At 62.2% G+C, this 15,020-nt stretch carries 15 protein-coding genes; 3 read left to right on the top strand and 12 right to left on the bottom strand.

Going from position 1 to position 15,020, the window contains the following annotated elements; genetic code table 11:
* Window positions 1–131 precede the first annotated feature (131 nt).
* Window positions 132–533, bottom strand: a complete 402-nt coding sequence (locus V3587_RS13005) for an STAS domain-containing protein (protein WP_283376836.1) — start codon at window positions 531–533, stop codon at window positions 132–134.
* 330 nt (window positions 534–863) lie between these two features.
* Here V3587_RS13005 and V3587_RS13000 point away from each other — a divergent pair, with 330 nt between their 5' ends.
* On the top strand, window positions 864–2,297 hold the full coding sequence (locus tag V3587_RS13000; protein ID WP_283376837.1) for an FAD-dependent oxidoreductase: 1,434 nt from the start codon (window positions 864–866) through the stop codon (window positions 2,295–2,297).
* A gap of 21 nt (window positions 2,298–2,318) precedes the next feature.
* On the opposite strand, the gene V3587_RS12995 is transcribed toward V3587_RS13000, so the two are convergent.
* The 5 genes from V3587_RS12995 to V3587_RS12975 form a co-directional block, all read right to left on the bottom strand.
* Window positions 2,319–2,969, bottom strand: coding sequence for a uridine kinase (locus V3587_RS12995; protein ID WP_283376838.1), 651 nt, complete (start codon window positions 2,967–2,969; stop codon window positions 2,319–2,321).
* Window positions 2,966–3,268, bottom strand: a complete 303-nt coding sequence (locus tag V3587_RS12990; RefSeq protein ID WP_019749398.1) for a hypothetical protein — start codon at window positions 3,266–3,268, stop codon at window positions 2,966–2,968. Before V3587_RS12990 ends, V3587_RS12995 begins: the two co-directional genes overlap by 4 nt.
* A gap of 114 nt (window positions 3,269–3,382) precedes the next feature.
* Window positions 3,383–4,213 (bottom strand): mycofactocin-coupled SDR family oxidoreductase, encoded by an 831-nt coding sequence (locus tag V3587_RS12985; protein WP_283376839.1) that lies wholly within the window; start codon window positions 4,211–4,213, stop codon window positions 3,383–3,385.
* A 4-nt stretch (window positions 4,214–4,217) separates the two neighbouring features.
* On the bottom strand, window positions 4,218–5,015 hold the full coding sequence (locus tag V3587_RS12980) for a mycofactocin-coupled SDR family oxidoreductase (protein ID WP_019749396.1): 798 nt from the start codon (window positions 5,013–5,015) through the stop codon (window positions 4,218–4,220).
* Window positions 5,012–6,637, bottom strand: a complete 1,626-nt coding sequence (locus tag V3587_RS12975) for a flavin-containing monooxygenase (RefSeq protein ID WP_235171538.1) — start codon at window positions 6,635–6,637, stop codon at window positions 5,012–5,014. Before V3587_RS12975 ends, V3587_RS12980 begins: the two co-directional genes overlap by 4 nt.
* Window positions 6,638–6,907: 270 nt before the next feature.
* Between V3587_RS12975 and V3587_RS12970 the strand changes: the two genes are divergently transcribed.
* Window positions 6,908–7,348 (top strand): hypothetical protein, encoded by a 441-nt coding sequence (locus tag V3587_RS12970; protein ID WP_124567334.1) that lies wholly within the window; start codon window positions 6,908–6,910, stop codon window positions 7,346–7,348.
* Between the two features lie 7 nt (window positions 7,349–7,355).
* On the opposite strand, the gene V3587_RS12965 is transcribed toward V3587_RS12970, so the two are convergent.
* On the bottom strand, window positions 7,356–8,015 hold the full coding sequence (locus tag V3587_RS12965) for a response regulator (RefSeq protein ID WP_200314274.1): 660 nt from the start codon (window positions 8,013–8,015) through the stop codon (window positions 7,356–7,358).
* A gap of 176 nt (window positions 8,016–8,191) precedes the next feature.
* Here V3587_RS12965 and V3587_RS12960 point away from each other — a divergent pair, with 176 nt between their 5' ends.
* Window positions 8,192–8,653 (top strand): hypothetical protein, encoded by a 462-nt coding sequence (locus V3587_RS12960; RefSeq protein ID WP_283376840.1) that lies wholly within the window; start codon window positions 8,192–8,194, stop codon window positions 8,651–8,653.
* A gap of 91 nt (window positions 8,654–8,744) precedes the next feature.
* Here the strand turns inward: V3587_RS12960 and V3587_RS12955 are convergent, their stop codons facing one another.
* The 5 genes from V3587_RS12955 to V3587_RS12935 all read right to left on the bottom strand — a co-directional run bounded on the left by V3587_RS12955 (window position 8,745) and on the right by V3587_RS12935 (window position 14,692).
* Window positions 8,745–9,920: an NADH:flavin oxidoreductase gene (locus V3587_RS12955; RefSeq protein WP_200314276.1), complete on the bottom strand. Its 1,176-nt coding sequence runs from the start codon at window positions 9,918–9,920 to the stop codon at window positions 8,745–8,747.
* A gap of 132 nt (window positions 9,921–10,052) precedes the next feature.
* Window positions 10,053–10,772, bottom strand: a complete 720-nt coding sequence (locus tag V3587_RS12950; protein ID WP_050656301.1) for an ABC transporter ATP-binding protein — start codon at window positions 10,770–10,772, stop codon at window positions 10,053–10,055.
* Entirely contained in the window at window positions 10,772–12,622 is a 1,851-nt protein-coding gene (locus V3587_RS12945; protein WP_095972471.1) for a branched-chain amino acid ABC transporter ATP-binding protein/permease, read from the bottom strand. The genes V3587_RS12950 and V3587_RS12945 overlap by 1 nt, the downstream gene beginning before the upstream one ends.
* A gap of 1 nt (window position 12,623) precedes the next feature.
* The gene (locus tag V3587_RS12940) at window positions 12,624–13,481 is read right to left on the bottom strand and encodes a branched-chain amino acid ABC transporter permease (protein WP_283376841.1); all 858 of its coding nucleotides are present in this window, start codon (window positions 13,479–13,481) and stop codon (window positions 12,624–12,626) included.
* Complete coding sequence (locus V3587_RS12935) at window positions 13,478–14,692, bottom strand: ABC transporter substrate-binding protein (protein ID WP_095972473.1); 1,215 nt, start codon at window positions 14,690–14,692, stop codon at window positions 13,478–13,480. The genes V3587_RS12940 and V3587_RS12935 overlap by 4 nt, the downstream gene beginning before the upstream one ends.
* Window positions 14,693–15,020: the final 328 nt, after the last annotated feature.

Raw genomic sequence — 15,020 nt, 5'->3', positions numbered from 1 at the left:
GCGCAACCCGGTGACGACTACCTGATCGCGCGCCACAAAGTGCACATCGAGACGCAGATCAGACCAGGAAACCAAGTCAACGCGTGTCGAGCACTGCTCACTTCACATCGTTCGTCGGAGTTGTTTCCGGCTCAAGCACCGAGAGCATCAGCAGTCGATGCGGCATCGCCCGCAATGAGTTCGGAGGCACCGAGAGCCTGGAAAATCATGGAGACCGCGCGCGTCGGGGCAAACAAGCGAATGCGGTTGTTGCCACGCCCCGCAGCGTCGACAACGGCATTCGCCACTCCGGACGACATGAAGGTCACGCCGGAGAGATCGATGTGAATATCGGTGCCGACCAGGAGAAGTCGGTCGAGCGCATGCACCAATTCCACACGCTGACCCATGTCCAATTCTCCGGAAAGCCTCAGTACCGCATAGGAAGGGGTGTAGCTTTCCACGTCGATACTGTACCGATACCCTTCTCGGCCGGCGCTGTCGAAGAGATCGAGAACATTTGCAGCTGAAGAACGTTCGTTGATCGTAGTCATGAAAGCCTCTTGTCTGGACTCGGCGTGCCCCACCGCCCGAATCAGCGATGAATCACTGTGCGTCGGATAACCAACGGTGTCGGTCACTGCGTTCCAGACGAACTCTGCCACCGGCAGGTTTCGCCGACACATCTACATTCATAACGCTAGGGTCTCGAAATTGTCACAGCGCGATGTCGCACTTTGGCGCCACCCCCGATGCACTGAACGCGTATACCCCACCCGGCCCCGACGTCTCTGCGGGGCGTCTCTGCGGCGTCAATCACTAGCTTTCTCGCTCATCGGGAAGGTGGGTTCGCCGCACCACCATTCCGCAATACCTTCTGTGACATGGATAACATTGTCGACGTACTCGTCATCGGATCGGGCGCTGCCGGATCGGCCGCAGCGCTCCAAGCACACGCTGACGGCGCGTCGGTGGTGATTCTGGAGAAGAGCGGACGCGATGCCGCGGGCGGCAATACTCGACTGTCCGGCAGTGGATGGTTCGTCAACCAGGACCCTGCTGCCGCCCGCACCTTCCTGCGTTCGTTGAACGGATCGTTCACCGTTGCCGACGATGTCATCGACGCCTGGGCAGAGAATACGCAAGGACTGTCCGACTGGCTCCGCAGTCTGGATGCATCTGTAGCGATGACCGGCGATTTCCATTCCACGGCGGAGTACGGCGAACTCGACGGAAGTTCTTGTTACGCAGGGATGGACACCATCGAAGGGAAGATGGGCAATGAACTTCTCTACCGCTTCCTCGTTTCCGCTCTCGCTGAACGCGGCATCACCACTCTTTTCGACACCGAAGCCACCAGACTCTTGACGGATGAATCCGGATCGGTGACCGGAGTCGAGGTCCGTTCGAGTGAACAAACTTCGGAGATCCAGGCGCGCCGGGGCGTCATTCTTGCCACCGGAGGATTCGAAGCGAATCCGGCCATGGTGCGCGACTACTTGCGTCTGGAGAATCCGAAGATCTGGGGCTCACCGTCGGCAACCGGCGACGGCCACCGCATGGCGCAGGCAGTGGGCGCAGATCTGTGGCATATGAACAACATGATGACCATTACGGGAATCCCCGGTGATCCCGAGAATCCCACGGGTTTCTTTCTCGCGCTGTGGAATGCACATAATTACGTGTTCCTCAGCCGGGAAGGTCGACGTTTCACCGACGAGTCAGCCGAAATGCGGCACGGTCATGTGTTCAGAGAGGGCTCTTACCAACACTTTCCAGTGCAACCGATGAACATCGTCTTCGACGAGACGATGCGGTTGGCCGGACGATTGAGCCCCAGCCGTGACGCACTGCCCGTCGGACACAGAGTCCTCGACGAAGGGTACGAGTGGAGTTCGGACAATCAAGCCGAGATCGACAAGGGTTGGATCGTCAAGGCGGACACGCTTGCCGAGCTCGCCGAGAAGCTCGGACTGGACCCCACAGTCGTGGAAACGAGCGTGCGCCGCTACAACGAGGCGTGCACAGACGGCGTAGACCACTCGTTCGGTCGCAAGCCCGAGACTTTGGCTCCGATAGCGACCGCTCCGTTCTACGCCGTCTCCGGGCCACCGCTGCTGGGATGGAGTAGCGGTGGGCCGCGCCGCGACGGTCATTCCCGCGTACTCGACACCGCCGGTAGCCCGATTCCGGGACTGTATGCGGCGGGCGCGGTGAGTTCCACCTACAGCGCGGCAAAGGACGGTGGATTCCACATTGCCGACGCCTTCGCATTCGGCCGTGTCGCCGGGGCCCACGCTGCCGCGCGCCAAGCTTGATACCGTCGGCCTTTCGACTGACTAGCTGCGCACAATCACGTGGCTCGTCAGTTGTGGTCGATCGTCACGCAGATGAATCCTCTGCGCCGGATGAAACCGGGATTCGTACCGGGACACTATCGCCTCGGCGGTCCCGTAATAGCTCACATCGCGCGGACGAACCTTCGCACGCCGCAAGGACTCGTCGAAGCTGGTTTCAACCCAGATTCGTAGGTCGAACTGATCTCGCATCAGTCCCCGAAAAAGCAGAACTCCCTCGACGAGCACGATGGCACGATCTGGAACCCGGGCCTTCGTTACCACCGATTCGTCTGTCTCCGGATCAGTCGAGACGTAGGAAATGTCGGAAACTTCGGCCGACCGTAGCGGCACCAGCACACGACTGCTGAGGATCGAATAGTCGTACGCATCCTCGAGATACCCACGCACCGTGTCGGGATTGTTGTTTCGTACGGCTTTCGCAGTCGAGAACTCGTCGCCACGGATCGTGACGACGTCATGGCCCGCCGTCGAGATACCGTCAGCCAACTCTTCTGCGATCGTCGATTTTCCGGACGCCTCGATTCCCGAGAGCCCGACGACAGTGCGTCCGAAGCGTGCTTCGTGGCACCGTACGACGTGCTCGACAAGAGAACCCGAATCATCCGCGCCGAAGGTCTTCTGCCGATTCACACCCGAGCGGCCTTGACCTCGTCGAAGAACGCGATGACGGCGGCTTCATTCTCCGGCGGGACCGTCATTGACGCCCGTGGACCCGCTACCGCGATGGAGTCGTCGGCGAGCCGGTTTCCGATGGTGAGCTTCAGTCCCGACTTCGACGGTTTCGCCTTCACCGCAATGTGTTCGACATGCCAGCGAGCCACTTCGCTCGTGCTCGCAGCGGTGCGGTCGAAGACCTCCACCGTGCGGTGGTCGAGGACCATGACGATGTTGGTCCCGACGGTAACTTCCAGATAGCGTCGTTCCGCCACGGTGTGCGCCTTTCGGTCAGTTGAACCCGACGCTACACACCGTGGCAGATCTCAGCGTGACATAACTCCGCTATTCAAAACTTCAGCTGTTCAGAACTTCTGTTGTTCAGAACTTCAGCGGGATGAACTACCCGCATCCACCGGCAGGGCGACCGACGTGATGTAGCGGGCCTCGTCGGAAGACAGGAATAGAGCAGCGTTCGCTACGTCCACCGGTTCGATCCACGGAATGGCGAGCATGTTCATCGTCATCGCGGCCGCAGCGAATTCCTCCCGCGTCGGGTTCTCGAGATCGGGGCGGAACTTGCCGCGCACCAACGGGTTCTGAATCATCGGGGTGTCGACGTTGGTGGGATGGACCGTGTTGACCCGCACGTTGTACGGCGCCAGTTCCTTTGCCAGCGAACGCATCAGACCGACTACACCGTGCTTGGCTGCGGTGTAATGCGCAACCCCGACCAGCCCCCGAAGTCCGGCGATGGAGCTCGTGAGAGTCATCGATCCCCCACCTCGCTCGATCAAGTGCGGAGCCGCGACCGTCGTGGTGTGCCACACCCCGGTCAGGTTCACGTCCAGCATGGTCTGCCACATCGTTTCCGACATGGTCAGTGCCCCGTCGGAGGACGTGATACCGGCTGTAGCGCACACGATGTCGAGTCCGCCGAGCGCTTCGACCCCCGAGTCCACCGCACTACGTAGTGCCTCGAGATCCCGAACGTCCACTACCGCAGATTCGACCTTTCGCCCCATCGCCCGGATCTGCGCAACGGTCTCGTCGAGGTCGGCCTCCGTTGCGGGCGGCGTGACTGTCGTTTCCACCGACGTGCACACGTCGACCGCGATGATGTCCGCGCCCTCTTCGGCAAAACGCACGGCCTGTGCCCGCCCGATTCCCCGAGCCGCACCCGTGATCAGCGCGATCTTGCCTTCCAATCGAGAAGTCATCAATTCACACTTTCTGGGTCAGGCCGGCGTCGACGACCAACTGACAGCCGGTCATGTAACGGGACTCCGCGGATGCGAGAAACAGGACGGCATTGCTGACATCCACCGGATCGACCCAGGGAACGGGCAACAGGTTGCGTGCGCTCAGTACTGCAGCAGCATCTGCTTCGGTGGGATTCTCGATGTCCGGGCACAGGTTCGCGAACACTCGCTCGTTGATGATCATCGGGGTACGTACCGAACCCGGATGCACGGAGTTGACGCGAATGCCCTCCGCCCCCAACTCGTTGGCCAGCGTTCTGGCCAGACCCACCACAGCGTGCTTGGCGGCGCTGTAATGACCCGCTCCGGCAATACCTTTGATTCCGGCGGTCGAGCTGACCAGAACGACGGATCCACCGTCGCCGAAGTGCGGAACACAGGCCTTGACGGTGTGCCACGCCCCGGTGAGATTGACGTCCAGTGATCGGTTCCACACTGCCGGTTCGATGGTCCACGACGGCCCCGGTGTGTCGTAGACGCCGGCGTTGGCGACCACGACGTCCAGACCCCCGAGTTCGGTAACGCACTCGGCCACTACTGCGGCCAAGCCGTCGAAGTCCCGAATGTCCGCCACACCGGTGACCGCGACACCGCCTCGATCACGCACTGCCTGAGCGGTTTCCGCCAACCCCGATTGTGCCTGTTCGACGTCCAACGCGATCACGGACGCGCCTTCTTCGGCGAGCCGCTCGCAGTGTGAACGTCCCATTCCGCCGGCAGCACCCGTTACGAGCACCCGCTTGCCTTCGAGACGACTCATGCGTGCACCGCGCTGTTCAGCTCGAAGCCTCGGTATCCCGCTGCTGCCACGTCTGCACAGATGTCGGAGTAGACACCGAAGCCTCCGATGAAGGGCATGAAGATCCTCGGCTTTCCCGGGATGTTGGCTCCCATGTACCAGGAGTTCGCGGATGGAAACAATGTTGCCGACGCCCGACGCGAGCACTCCTCGAGCCAGGTGTCCACGGCTTCGGCGCTCGGCTCGATGGTGTCGATGCCGTTGGAATCGAGATGGTCGATCGCGCCGGCGATCCAGTCGACGTGCTGCTCGGCAGCGAGGATCATGTTCGACAGCACACTCGGGCTACCGGGTCCGGTGACGATGAACAGGTTCGGGAAGCCGTGCACTCCCAGGCCGAGATAGGTTCGCGGACCCGCATGCCAGTTCTCTCGCAAGGTCTCGCCGCTGCGGCCACGGATCTCGATGCGATCGAGTGCCCCGGTCATCGCATCGAAACCGGTGGCGAACACCAATGCGTCGAGCTCGTAGTGGGCGTCGGCCGTCTTGATCCCGGCCTCGTCGATTGCCTCGATCGGTGCACTCTTGAGATCGACCAGGCTCACGTTGTCGCGGTTGTAGCTCTGGTAGTAGTCGGTGTCCGTCACGATCCGCTTGGTCCCGATGGGATGATCGTTCGGGATCAGCAAGTCGGCGATGGCCTGATCTTCGACCACCGATCTGATCTTGGCCTCGGCAAACGCTGCTGCCGTGGCGTTGGCGTCGATGTTGCTGGTCTGGTCGGCGAAGGTTTTGGCGAACAGGACACCGCCGAGCTTCCACCGCTCTTCGTAGGCCGCGTTTCTCTCGGCCTCGGACACCTCGAGCGCACTGCGCGGGTCCGAGACGAACGGTGATCCACCGCCGCTGCGCTTGGACAGTGCTCGACGCTCGGCGTAGTCGGCCTTGATCTCGGCGCGCCGCTTGTCGTCGAGCGGTGTGTTTCCCGCCGGCACACTGTAATTCGCGGACCGCTGGAACACGAAGAGGTGCTCGGCTTGCTCGGCGATCAAGGGAACGGACTGGATGCCCGACGATCCGGTACCAATCACTCCCACTCGCTTGCCGGTGAAATCGACGCCCTCGTGCGGCCAGAAGCCGGTGTGGAAGACCTCACCGCCGAAAGTCTCCCGACCTGCAATGTTCGGAACGTTCGCGGTCGAGAGGCTGCCAGTGGCGCACACCACGAAGCGTGAGGTGACGTCATGACCACCGTCGGTGCGCACTCGCCACGTCGACGAAGCCTCGTCGAACTGTGCGCTCTGAACACGGGTATCGAAGGTGAACCCACTGCGTAGGTCGAAACGATCGGCAACGTGATCGAGGTAGGACAGGATCTCCGGTTGCGCGGCGTACTTCTCGCTCCAGTCCCACTCCTGTTGCAGCTCTTCGGAGAACGAGTAGGAGTAGTCGAAACTCTCGACGTCGCAGCGTGCGCCCGGGTAGCGGTTGAAATACCACGTGCCGCCCACTCCGGAGCCCGCTTCGAAGCCGTGGACACGCAACCCCTGCTCGCGAAGTCGGTGCATGGCGTACATGCCGGCGACGCCGGCGCCGATGACTACGACGTCGAGTGGTGCGGTGGAGAAGTCAGGATCGGTCATGGTGGTCACGCTACGAGTGGGTTGGTTGGTAGAGGAACGGGTTCTCCCGCTGGGTGGGCGGAGCCTCCACCCCATGACACTGGGTGGGCGGAGCCTCCACCCCATGACACTGGGTGGGCGGGCGAGGCGGGTTTGTCCACCGATCGGAGGACACCGATGTCGTCCGGCACTGGGACCGGTAGGCGGACAGACCCGAAGGGAATTGGGGGCCATAGTTGTCTCATCACCGAAACACACGGTCACCGAGACCGACAAATCGAGGAGAACATGATGAGCACCAACACAATTCGACCCGAAGCAATTTCCTTCTCCGGCCTCAGCATGGCAGCTCTGGTTGCCCGCGCCGCCGGTGCGAACACGGTGAAGTCGATAACCGACACATCCGTCACGACGGCGATGATCAGCAATTCGGGTCGCGGGGCCCTGTATCTGGTCGACGCGTCCAATCCGAACGGCGACTGGGTCGTCCCGCCGGCGGACTACATCCTCCCCAACACGAACGTCAACGTAGTCGCCACCAGTAAGAACCAGAACGACTTCCCCATCGTGCTCACGTACCGCTCCGACGACGGTGGAGTGTTCGTCTTCAGTGCCACCAATTCGAAGACCAGGGCAGATGTCGGCGGTACGTACGCCACCGACGACCACGACGTCACGGTGACGATGACCTCGGGTTACCCGGCCATGAATGTCACCTACGTGATCCGGTGACGCTTGCTCACTCCAACAGACCCTGTCGCATCGCAGCGGCGACGGCGGCGCCTCGATCGTTGACTCCGAGTTTCTCGTAGAGGCGCTGTACGTGGGTCTTGACAGTGGAGGGCGCGAGAAAGAGCTGTGCGGCGATGGCCGGGATGCTTGCGCCCTGCGCGATCAATCCGAGAACCTCACGTTCGCGGGCACTGAGCGTCGGACCGGAAGGTTCACTGCGACGCCGGACCTCCCCCACCAATCCGGCGGCGATGCTGGGCGGCAACACATCTCGGCCCGCGGCACAGTCGAGTACGGCGCTCACGATCTCGGCGCGAGTGGATTCCTTCGGCAGGAACCCGGCAGCGCCGGCTTGCAGAGCCTGATAGACGACGGACGACTCGTCGTGAGCGCTGAGCAGTAGCACCCTGGTCGGAAGCTCGTCTCTGACCACTGCGGCGGCGACCTGAGTTCCGTCCAGGTGCGGCATCCGGAAATCGAGCAGCGCCACCTTCGGGCGTAGTTCGCGGATCATTGCGAGCGCTGCTGCGCCGTCGTCGGCCTCGCCCAGGACGTCGATGCTGTCACTGCCGGTCAGAGCCCGAACCACGCCCTCACGGAACAGCGGGTGATCGTCGCCGACCACCACGGAAACCTTGCCGACCACCGGCTTCGTGCCTTCTCGCATTGCTCACTTTCTCACGCCCGTATCAGCAATGCGAGCACTTGCGCCTCCCCCGATCGGGGGACAGACGATTCAACCCCGCCGCGGCCCCGTCGGCGGACATACAGCAGCACTCATTCGCGACAAGATTGATTCATCGCCGAGAACGGCAACCACACACCATCCCAGGAGCAGACATCATGCGTACCAACACCACTCGCCTCGTAGCAGTCACCGCAATCGCCCTCGCTCTCGGCGGAACCGCTCTGGGAACCGCAGCGATCGCCAACGCCGGCACCATGCCGACCGACGGCCCGACGGTTGCCATGACCATCACCAACAACACCGACAACCCGATGCTGCTGGACAGCGCGTCCAACCCCTACGGACAGTGGATCAACGGCCCCCGCTCCTACCTCGCCCCGCACACCACCGAGATCGTCACCGCGTACAGCAGCGATCCCCGAGGCATCGGTGTCGACGTCACCTACAACGTGGCCGACGGCGTCCAGACCGTGATGGCGGCCAACAACTACGCCGGCAACCCCACCCTCGACGGGACCCGCATCATCGGCGACCCGACGCACGTCATCCTCACCGACTACATGGCCACCGGCTACCCCACGATGAATGCCTCCTACGACGTCTTCACGCAGAACTGAACCAAGCGTCGAAGCACCCACGAACTTGATCCGCTACGGCCCACGACCCGGTATCCGCATGGATGTCGGGACGTGGTGTGCGCTGACCAGCTCAGACGCGTTCGACCAACACGCAGCGGGCACCACTGAAGATAGTGGGCATGCACTTGTTGCAGTGGATGCACAGTGAATGGGTATCGGATTCGGCTGCGATCCGATTGATCAGATCCGGTTCTCTGAGCAGCGCCCGTGCCATGGCGACGAACTCGAATCCCTCCGCCATTGCCGTATCCATTCCAGCCTTGTCCGTGACACCGCCGAGCAGCACGAGCGGCAGCTTCACCGCAGCACGGATCTGCCGAGCCTCTTCCAACATGAACAGCGGCTTGTACGGATAGGTATGCAACATGCTCTTACCCACCAACTGCACACCGAGTCGAACAGGTTGCGGCATCGCGGCGGCAAACTCGCGGATCGGCGCATCGCCCTTGAACAGGTACATCGGGTTGAGCAGTGAGCTACCCATCGTCAACTCGAGCGCATCGACGCTTCCGGATGCTTCGAGCCACTGCGCCACCTGGATTGCTTCGTCGACCCAAAATCCTCCTGGCACACCGTCGTCCATGTTCAGCTTGGCCAGGATGGCGATCTTGTCGCCGACGGCATCGCGCACACTGCGCGCGGTGTCGAGTACGACGCGAGCCCGGTTCTCCAGTGATCCGCCGTAGGAGTCCTTACGACGGTTGAGTTTCGGGCTCAGGAACGAGCTCGCGAAATAGTTGTGACCGAAGTGGATCTCGACGGCGTCGAATCCTGCCTCGACGGCAAGTCGCGCAGCGCTCCCGTGCGCCGCCGCAATTCTGGTGATGTCCGCTGTCGTGGCAGTGCGAATCATCCTCATGCTCAACGGATTGAACGAACTCGACGGTGCCAGCGCGGGCAGTCCGGTCGACTTCTGGTTCGCCACGGGACCGGCATGCCCGAGCTGCGCCGACGCAGCAGCACCTTCGGCGTGAATGGCATCGGTGAGCCGCCGTAGCCCGGGGAGAGCATCGGGCCGCATCCACAGCTGACCGTATTCGGTGCGTCCTTCCGGTGCGACGGCGCAGTACGCGACGGTGGACATCCCGACCCCACCGGCTGCCGGGCGTCGATGGAATTCGATCAGCTCATCCGTGACCAGGGCGTCGGGAGTTTTGCCTTCGAATGTCGCGGACTTGATGATTCGATTTCGAAGGGTCACCGGGCCGAGCTTTGCCGGGGCGAGTACGTCGGGAGCAGCGGTCATCAAGTTTGCCTCTCGCGGGAGTTGTTTGCAGGACGGTAAATCCACGGCCGAGAGATGGCCAGCGACCGTGCCACGGAGCGGGAAACGACTTCAGCCCGGCCGAGGTGGCCGGGCTGAAGTCGTCAGTGCCGTTCAGACTCGTCCGAAGTACGCATCCTTGAGCACTGCCAGGTCGTCGATGTCCTTGGCGTCGGCGTCGAGAACCACCTTGCCGATGTCGAGGACCGTCACGTGATCGGCGACGCTCATCGCAGCCTCGACTGCCTGCTCGACCAGCAGAACAGCCAGGCCGGTTTCCTTGAGTTGTTGGACGCGGTCCATCACCTCACCGACGATCACGGGAGCGAGACCGCCCGAAGGTTCGTCGAGAAGGAGTAACCTCGGCTGCGCCATCAGCGCTGCGCCGATCGCGAGCATCTGCTGCTGACCGCCCGACATGGAACCGGCGGGAAGCGAACGCTTCTCCCCCAGGATCGGGAACATCTCGTACATGGACTCGACGGACTCCATGAGTTCGCTGCGCTTCACCTTGCGGGTATAGCCACCGAGCAGGAGGTTTTGTTCGACGGTCTGCTTGTGAAAGACCCGCTTGCCCTCCTGCACGTATGCCATTCCCTGCCGCACCCGCTTGTGCGCGGGAACTCCGGTGATGTCGGCGCCGTCCATTTCGACGGTTCCAGAAGCCACCTTGTTGAGGCCGGACAGGGCACGCAGCGTGCTCGTCTTGCCGGCTCCGTTGCGTCCGAGCAGGGCGGTCACCTGACCGGGATAGACGTCGAACGAGACGTCCCAGACGACGCGCAGATCGCCGTACCCGGTCTGCAGGTTGCGGACCTTCAGAATCGGTTCCATCACTTCACCTCACTGGTCTGATGGTCCACCGCGCCGATTTCTTCGAGAAGCGCTTCCTCATCGCCGGACTTCACTCCGAGGTACTCGCTCAACACGCGTGGGTGATGTTCGATCGTCGCGGCGTCACCGGTAGCGATCACCTGTCCCTGAGCCAGTACCACGATCTCGTCGGCCAACGAGAGGACGAGGCGGAAGTTGTGCTCCACCAACACCACTGTGGCCCCGGCATCACGCAGCACCCGGATCAGGTCTGCCAGGCGTTCGAGTTCGTCCTCGTCGAGTCCGGATGCCACCTCGTCGAAGAGGACGACCCTCGGCTCGGCGATGACGGCGCGAGCAACCTCGAGCATGCGTCGCATCCCCAGGGGCAGCGACGTCGCGATCTCGTTGCGTAGGTGCGACATCCCCACGAGTTCGAGGACACGCTCGGCCTCGACGATGTCGGCCTTTGCGATCCTGCGGAAGCTGGGCAGACGAAGCACGGCCGACGCCATCGACGCGCGGTGCACCGAATAGCGTCCGGATGCAACAGCTTCCAGAACCGTGATGTTCTCCGGAATCGTCGGAGTCTGGAATGTCCGCGCCACACCCACACGGGCCACCTTGTGCGGCGACGACTGCGAGACCACCGTGTCACCGATCGTGATCACACCCGCATCGGCGGTGTAGAACCCGCAGATCATGTTGAGCATGGTCGTCTTGCCTGAACCGTTGGGTCCGATCAACGCGGTGACCTTACCGGCCTCGGCCGTCAACGTTGCCGCATTGAGTGCCTGGTTACCACCGAATGCCTTGGACACTCCGTCGACCACCAACCGAGCGCCGTTGATCGCCGCAAGTTCCGGTGTCCCACCGCCGTTTTCCTTTGCAGTGACTACGCCCAGGCCGGCCTTGCGATCGAGTTTCGAGACGATCGCTCGTCCGACCTTGGTCAAACCACCGGAGAGCAGCACGCCGCCGATGATCAGGAAGCCGCCGTAGAAGATCAGCGAGTACTCCTGGAACGCCGTCGACTGGTTGGGGCCGAGCTGCATGATCGCGGCACCGACAACGGCGCCGTACACACTTGCCGCCCCGCCCAGGATCGACGCCGCCAGAACTGCTGTGGCAAAGGTGAACCCGAAGGCCTCCGGCGAGATGAACAGGTCGGTGTTGGCGAACAGCGCACCCGCCAGACCCGCCGGGAACGCACCGATCGCATACCCGAGCAGCTTCATCCGGAACACCGACACACCCTGCGACGACGCCAGAACCGGCGACTGCTTGAGCGTGCGGAACGCGATGCCGTGGCGTGAGACCACGAGGTTGCGCATCACCGCGAACCAGAGGACGGTCACGACGACGACCACCATGTAGTACTGCTGAGTATCGAGTTCGGAACCGAAGAGCGTCGGCGGTTCCATACCGGTGAGGCCGTTTCGGCCGCCGGTCTTACCGCCGAAGATCGCCAGTACGTCCGGTACCAGCAGGACCAGGAAGAACGACGTCATCGCCAGGGACCAGTTGCCCAGGCGCAGACCGGGAACACCGGTCAAGATACCGACCGCCAGCGCCACAGCTCCGGAGGCAGCGAGCTGGAGCAGAATGTCGGTGTGACCGGCCTGGGACATCAGACCCGCGGTGTAAGCACCGGCCGCGTACATCGCGGCCTGGCCGAGCGCCAGTTCACCGGCGAAGCCGAGGCTCAGGTTCAGGCCACTGACCACAAGTGCCAGGATGCAGGCCAATTGAATCTGCCGTGATGTCGACAGATCCAGCCCGAGGACCGGGAGCAGCAAGATCACTACCGCCAGGACCAGCGGGATGATCCAGCTCGGAAGGGAACGGAAAGTCCGCCACGCGCTTACCATTTCACACCACCCGTTCTCGGACGTTGCCGAACAGGCCGGCAGGTTTGACCATCAAGATGACGATCAGCACCGTGAAGACGGCGATATTGCTGTACTGACTTCCCGCCCACAGAGCGGTGAACGATTCCACCAGGCCGACGGTCAGTCCGCCGATCAAAGCGCCTGGCAGAGAGCCGAACCCGCCGATCGCCAACGCCACGAATCCCTTGAGGGCCAGCGCGGCACCCAATGTCGCAACTGCAAACGTCTTGGGGCCGACCAGCAGTCCGAGGACACCGGCCAATGCACCCGAGAAGGCAAACGCACCCAGCGCCAAACGTCGGACGTTGACTCCGCGCAGCATCGCCGCTTCACGATCCTCGGAGATACCGATCAGAGCCAGACCCGTCATGGTTTTCTTGGAGACGTAACTCAACCCGATGACCAGTGCGATCGCCGCAACAAGCAGAGCGATCTCGACCGGGTAGGTGCGGCCGCCGAGTAGGGTGATCGGTTCGTTCGATCCGAAGAACGGAACCGTGAGAGGTTCACTACCCCAGATCAATTGAGTTGCACCATTGAGCAGAGTGGCAACACCAAGCGTGGTGACCAACTGGTTCTGGTGATCGGCCACCGGTCTGATCGCGACGATCTCCTCGACCGAGGCGAGGAGCATCACGGTCACGGTTGCCATGACGGCCACCACGAGAACGGGGAGTTTCAGGGTTACCAGACCCGTGTAGGCGACGAAGGTGCCCACCATCATCAGCTGAGCTTGAGCGAAGTTGAAAGTGTTGGACGAAACGAAAACGATGTTGTACCCGATGGCAACCAGCACGTCGACCGCGCCGAGCGCCAATCCGGACCACAGAATGGTCATGACGCAGCCGGGTTTCCGAACTGACCGTTGAGGATCTTCGTCGGGCTGATGAACTTCAGCTCACTGGTATCCGGGTTCGGGCCGTGGTTGTCGGAGCTGAAGTTGTAGCGCGAGAGGAATGCGGTCTTGGCATTCTCCTGGACCTCTGCGGTTTCCAGTGCTTCGGCGAGCTTCTTCGGATCGGTCGAACTGCCGACCTTCTCCGCTGCCGCCGCGACGAGGGGGAATGCGTCGTAGTTGTCCGCGAGGATCAGCGTCGACGGGATCGAGCCCAGCGACGCCATCGTGTCCACCATCGTGGTGACGAGCGCGTTGTTCGGATCGAACACCGTGCTGGTGAACACCTGCGTCACGAGGTTCTTCACCTGTGGGGTGCCGAGCACACCGGCGGGCGGATCGTTGGCGATCAGGTTGGTAGCCGAGACCGACGTGTTGCCGATCAACGGCACGTCCCAGCCGAGTCGCTCCAGGCTCTGCAACACGTATCCGAGCGGGGCGCCGTACGCGTCCAACGCGATTGCCGTTGCACCGGCATTCTTCAGCGACTGCAACTGAGCCGTCATGTCCAGCGCGGCGGCGTCGTACTCCTCGTTGCCCGCAGCCTTCAAGCCGACCTTCTCGAGCGCACTGGTCATCTCCTCGCCGAAGAGTTCACCGTAGGCGGTACTGCCGTGCAGGACTCCGACGCTGCTGTAGCCCTTGGTCTTTGCATACTCGGAGATGCCGCGAGCGGTGTCGGTCGCACCCGGAGCCAGGTCGAAGTTCAGCGGGAACTTCGAGGGGTCCGTCGAATCGGGAGAAGGCGCCATGCTCAGCGAGAGGATGTTGTTCTGCTTGAGGATCGGGAGAACCGCAGCCGCAATCGACGAAGGACCCGAGTTGAGGTAGAGGTCAGGCTTGTTCCCCGAGTTGATGGCTTCGCGCAGCTTGGTGACGGCGATGGTTGCATCACCCGCGTCGTCGACAGTGGTGAGCTCGATCTGACGGCCACCGATTCCCCCGGCCTCGTTCTGGACCTGAACGCCGGCCTTGGTGGCCAGCAGCGAGGTCTGCGAGTTCGCCGCGAGAACGCCCTGTGCACTGATCCCGCCGGTCAACAGCACTCGGTACGGCGAATCCGCGCCACCTTCGGACTCCGAAGAACCACTACACCCCGCGAGAGCCAGAGCCGTCACGGCTACTGCCGCAACAAGAATGGGCCGACGATTCATGTCTGCACTCCTAGAACACATGTATGCACCGAACGTCAGGCGAATACCTGACGAAAGAAGGGTCGACCGGTGGACGCGCCTGATTTGGAGCACCAGCCGACCAAGCACCCGCTTGATGATCTAGCAAGCAGTTGCTTGGGTTGGAGCATAGAATGTGATCTGGATAACGTCAAACGAGTAAAAGAGGATTCATGGAAGCGGACGCTATGCACATTCAGGTCGCCTCGACAGACCGATTCCCGCTGGGTGGAAACGCCAAAACGGCCCCACGCCCTGCGGGATTCGATGAAATGAATCCGACAGGGCGTGGAGCCGTTTGTGACTAGGT

It is taken from the genome of Rhodococcus sp. IEGM 1306, from assembly GCF_036541985.1.
Lineage (GTDB): Bacteria > Actinomycetota > Actinomycetes > Mycobacteriales > Mycobacteriaceae > Rhodococcus_F > Rhodococcus_F qingshengii.
Note: the sequence above shows the minus strand (reverse complement) of the source record. Positions and strands in the feature narration are given on the sequence as shown.

Coding starts and splice junctions, on each gene's coding strand:
- V3587_RS12950 (WP_050656301.1), bottom strand. CDS start 10,772: ATGGAACCGATTCTGAAGGTCCGCAACCTGCAGACCGGGTACGGCGAT.
- V3587_RS12935 (WP_095972473.1), bottom strand. CDS start 14,692: ATGAATCGTCGGCCCATTCTTGTTGCGGCAGTAGCCGTGACGGCTCTG.
- V3587_RS12940 (WP_283376841.1), bottom strand. CDS start 13,481: ATGACCATTCTGTGGTCCGGATTGGCGCTCGGCGCGGTCGACGTGCTG.
- V3587_RS12975 (WP_235171538.1), bottom strand. CDS start 6,637: ATGACCGATCCTGACTTCTCCACCGCACCACTCGACGTCGTAGTCATC.
- V3587_RS12955 (WP_200314276.1), bottom strand. CDS start 9,920: ATGACCGCTGCTCCCGACGTACTCGCCCCGGCAAAGCTCGGCCCGGTG.
- V3587_RS12985 (WP_283376839.1), bottom strand. CDS start 4,213: ATGACTTCTCGATTGGAAGGCAAGATCGCGCTGATCACGGGTGCGGCT.
- V3587_RS12980 (WP_019749396.1), bottom strand. CDS start 5,015: ATGAGTCGTCTCGAAGGCAAGCGGGTGCTCGTAACGGGTGCTGCCGGC.
- V3587_RS13005 (WP_283376836.1), bottom strand. CDS start 533: ATGACTACGATCAACGAACGTTCTTCAGCTGCAAATGTTCTCGATCTC.
- V3587_RS12960 (WP_283376840.1), top strand. CDS start 8,192: ATGCGTACCAACACCACTCGCCTCGTAGCAGTCACCGCAATCGCCCTC.
- V3587_RS12965 (WP_200314274.1), bottom strand. CDS start 8,015: ATGCGAGAAGGCACGAAGCCGGTGGTCGGCAAGGTTTCCGTGGTGGTC.
- V3587_RS13000 (WP_283376837.1), top strand. CDS start 864: ATGGATAACATTGTCGACGTACTCGTCATCGGATCGGGCGCTGCCGGA.
- V3587_RS12945 (WP_095972471.1), bottom strand. CDS start 12,622: ATGGTAAGCGCGTGGCGGACTTTCCGTTCCCTTCCGAGCTGGATCATC.
- V3587_RS12970 (WP_124567334.1), top strand. CDS start 6,908: ATGAGCACCAACACAATTCGACCCGAAGCAATTTCCTTCTCCGGCCTC.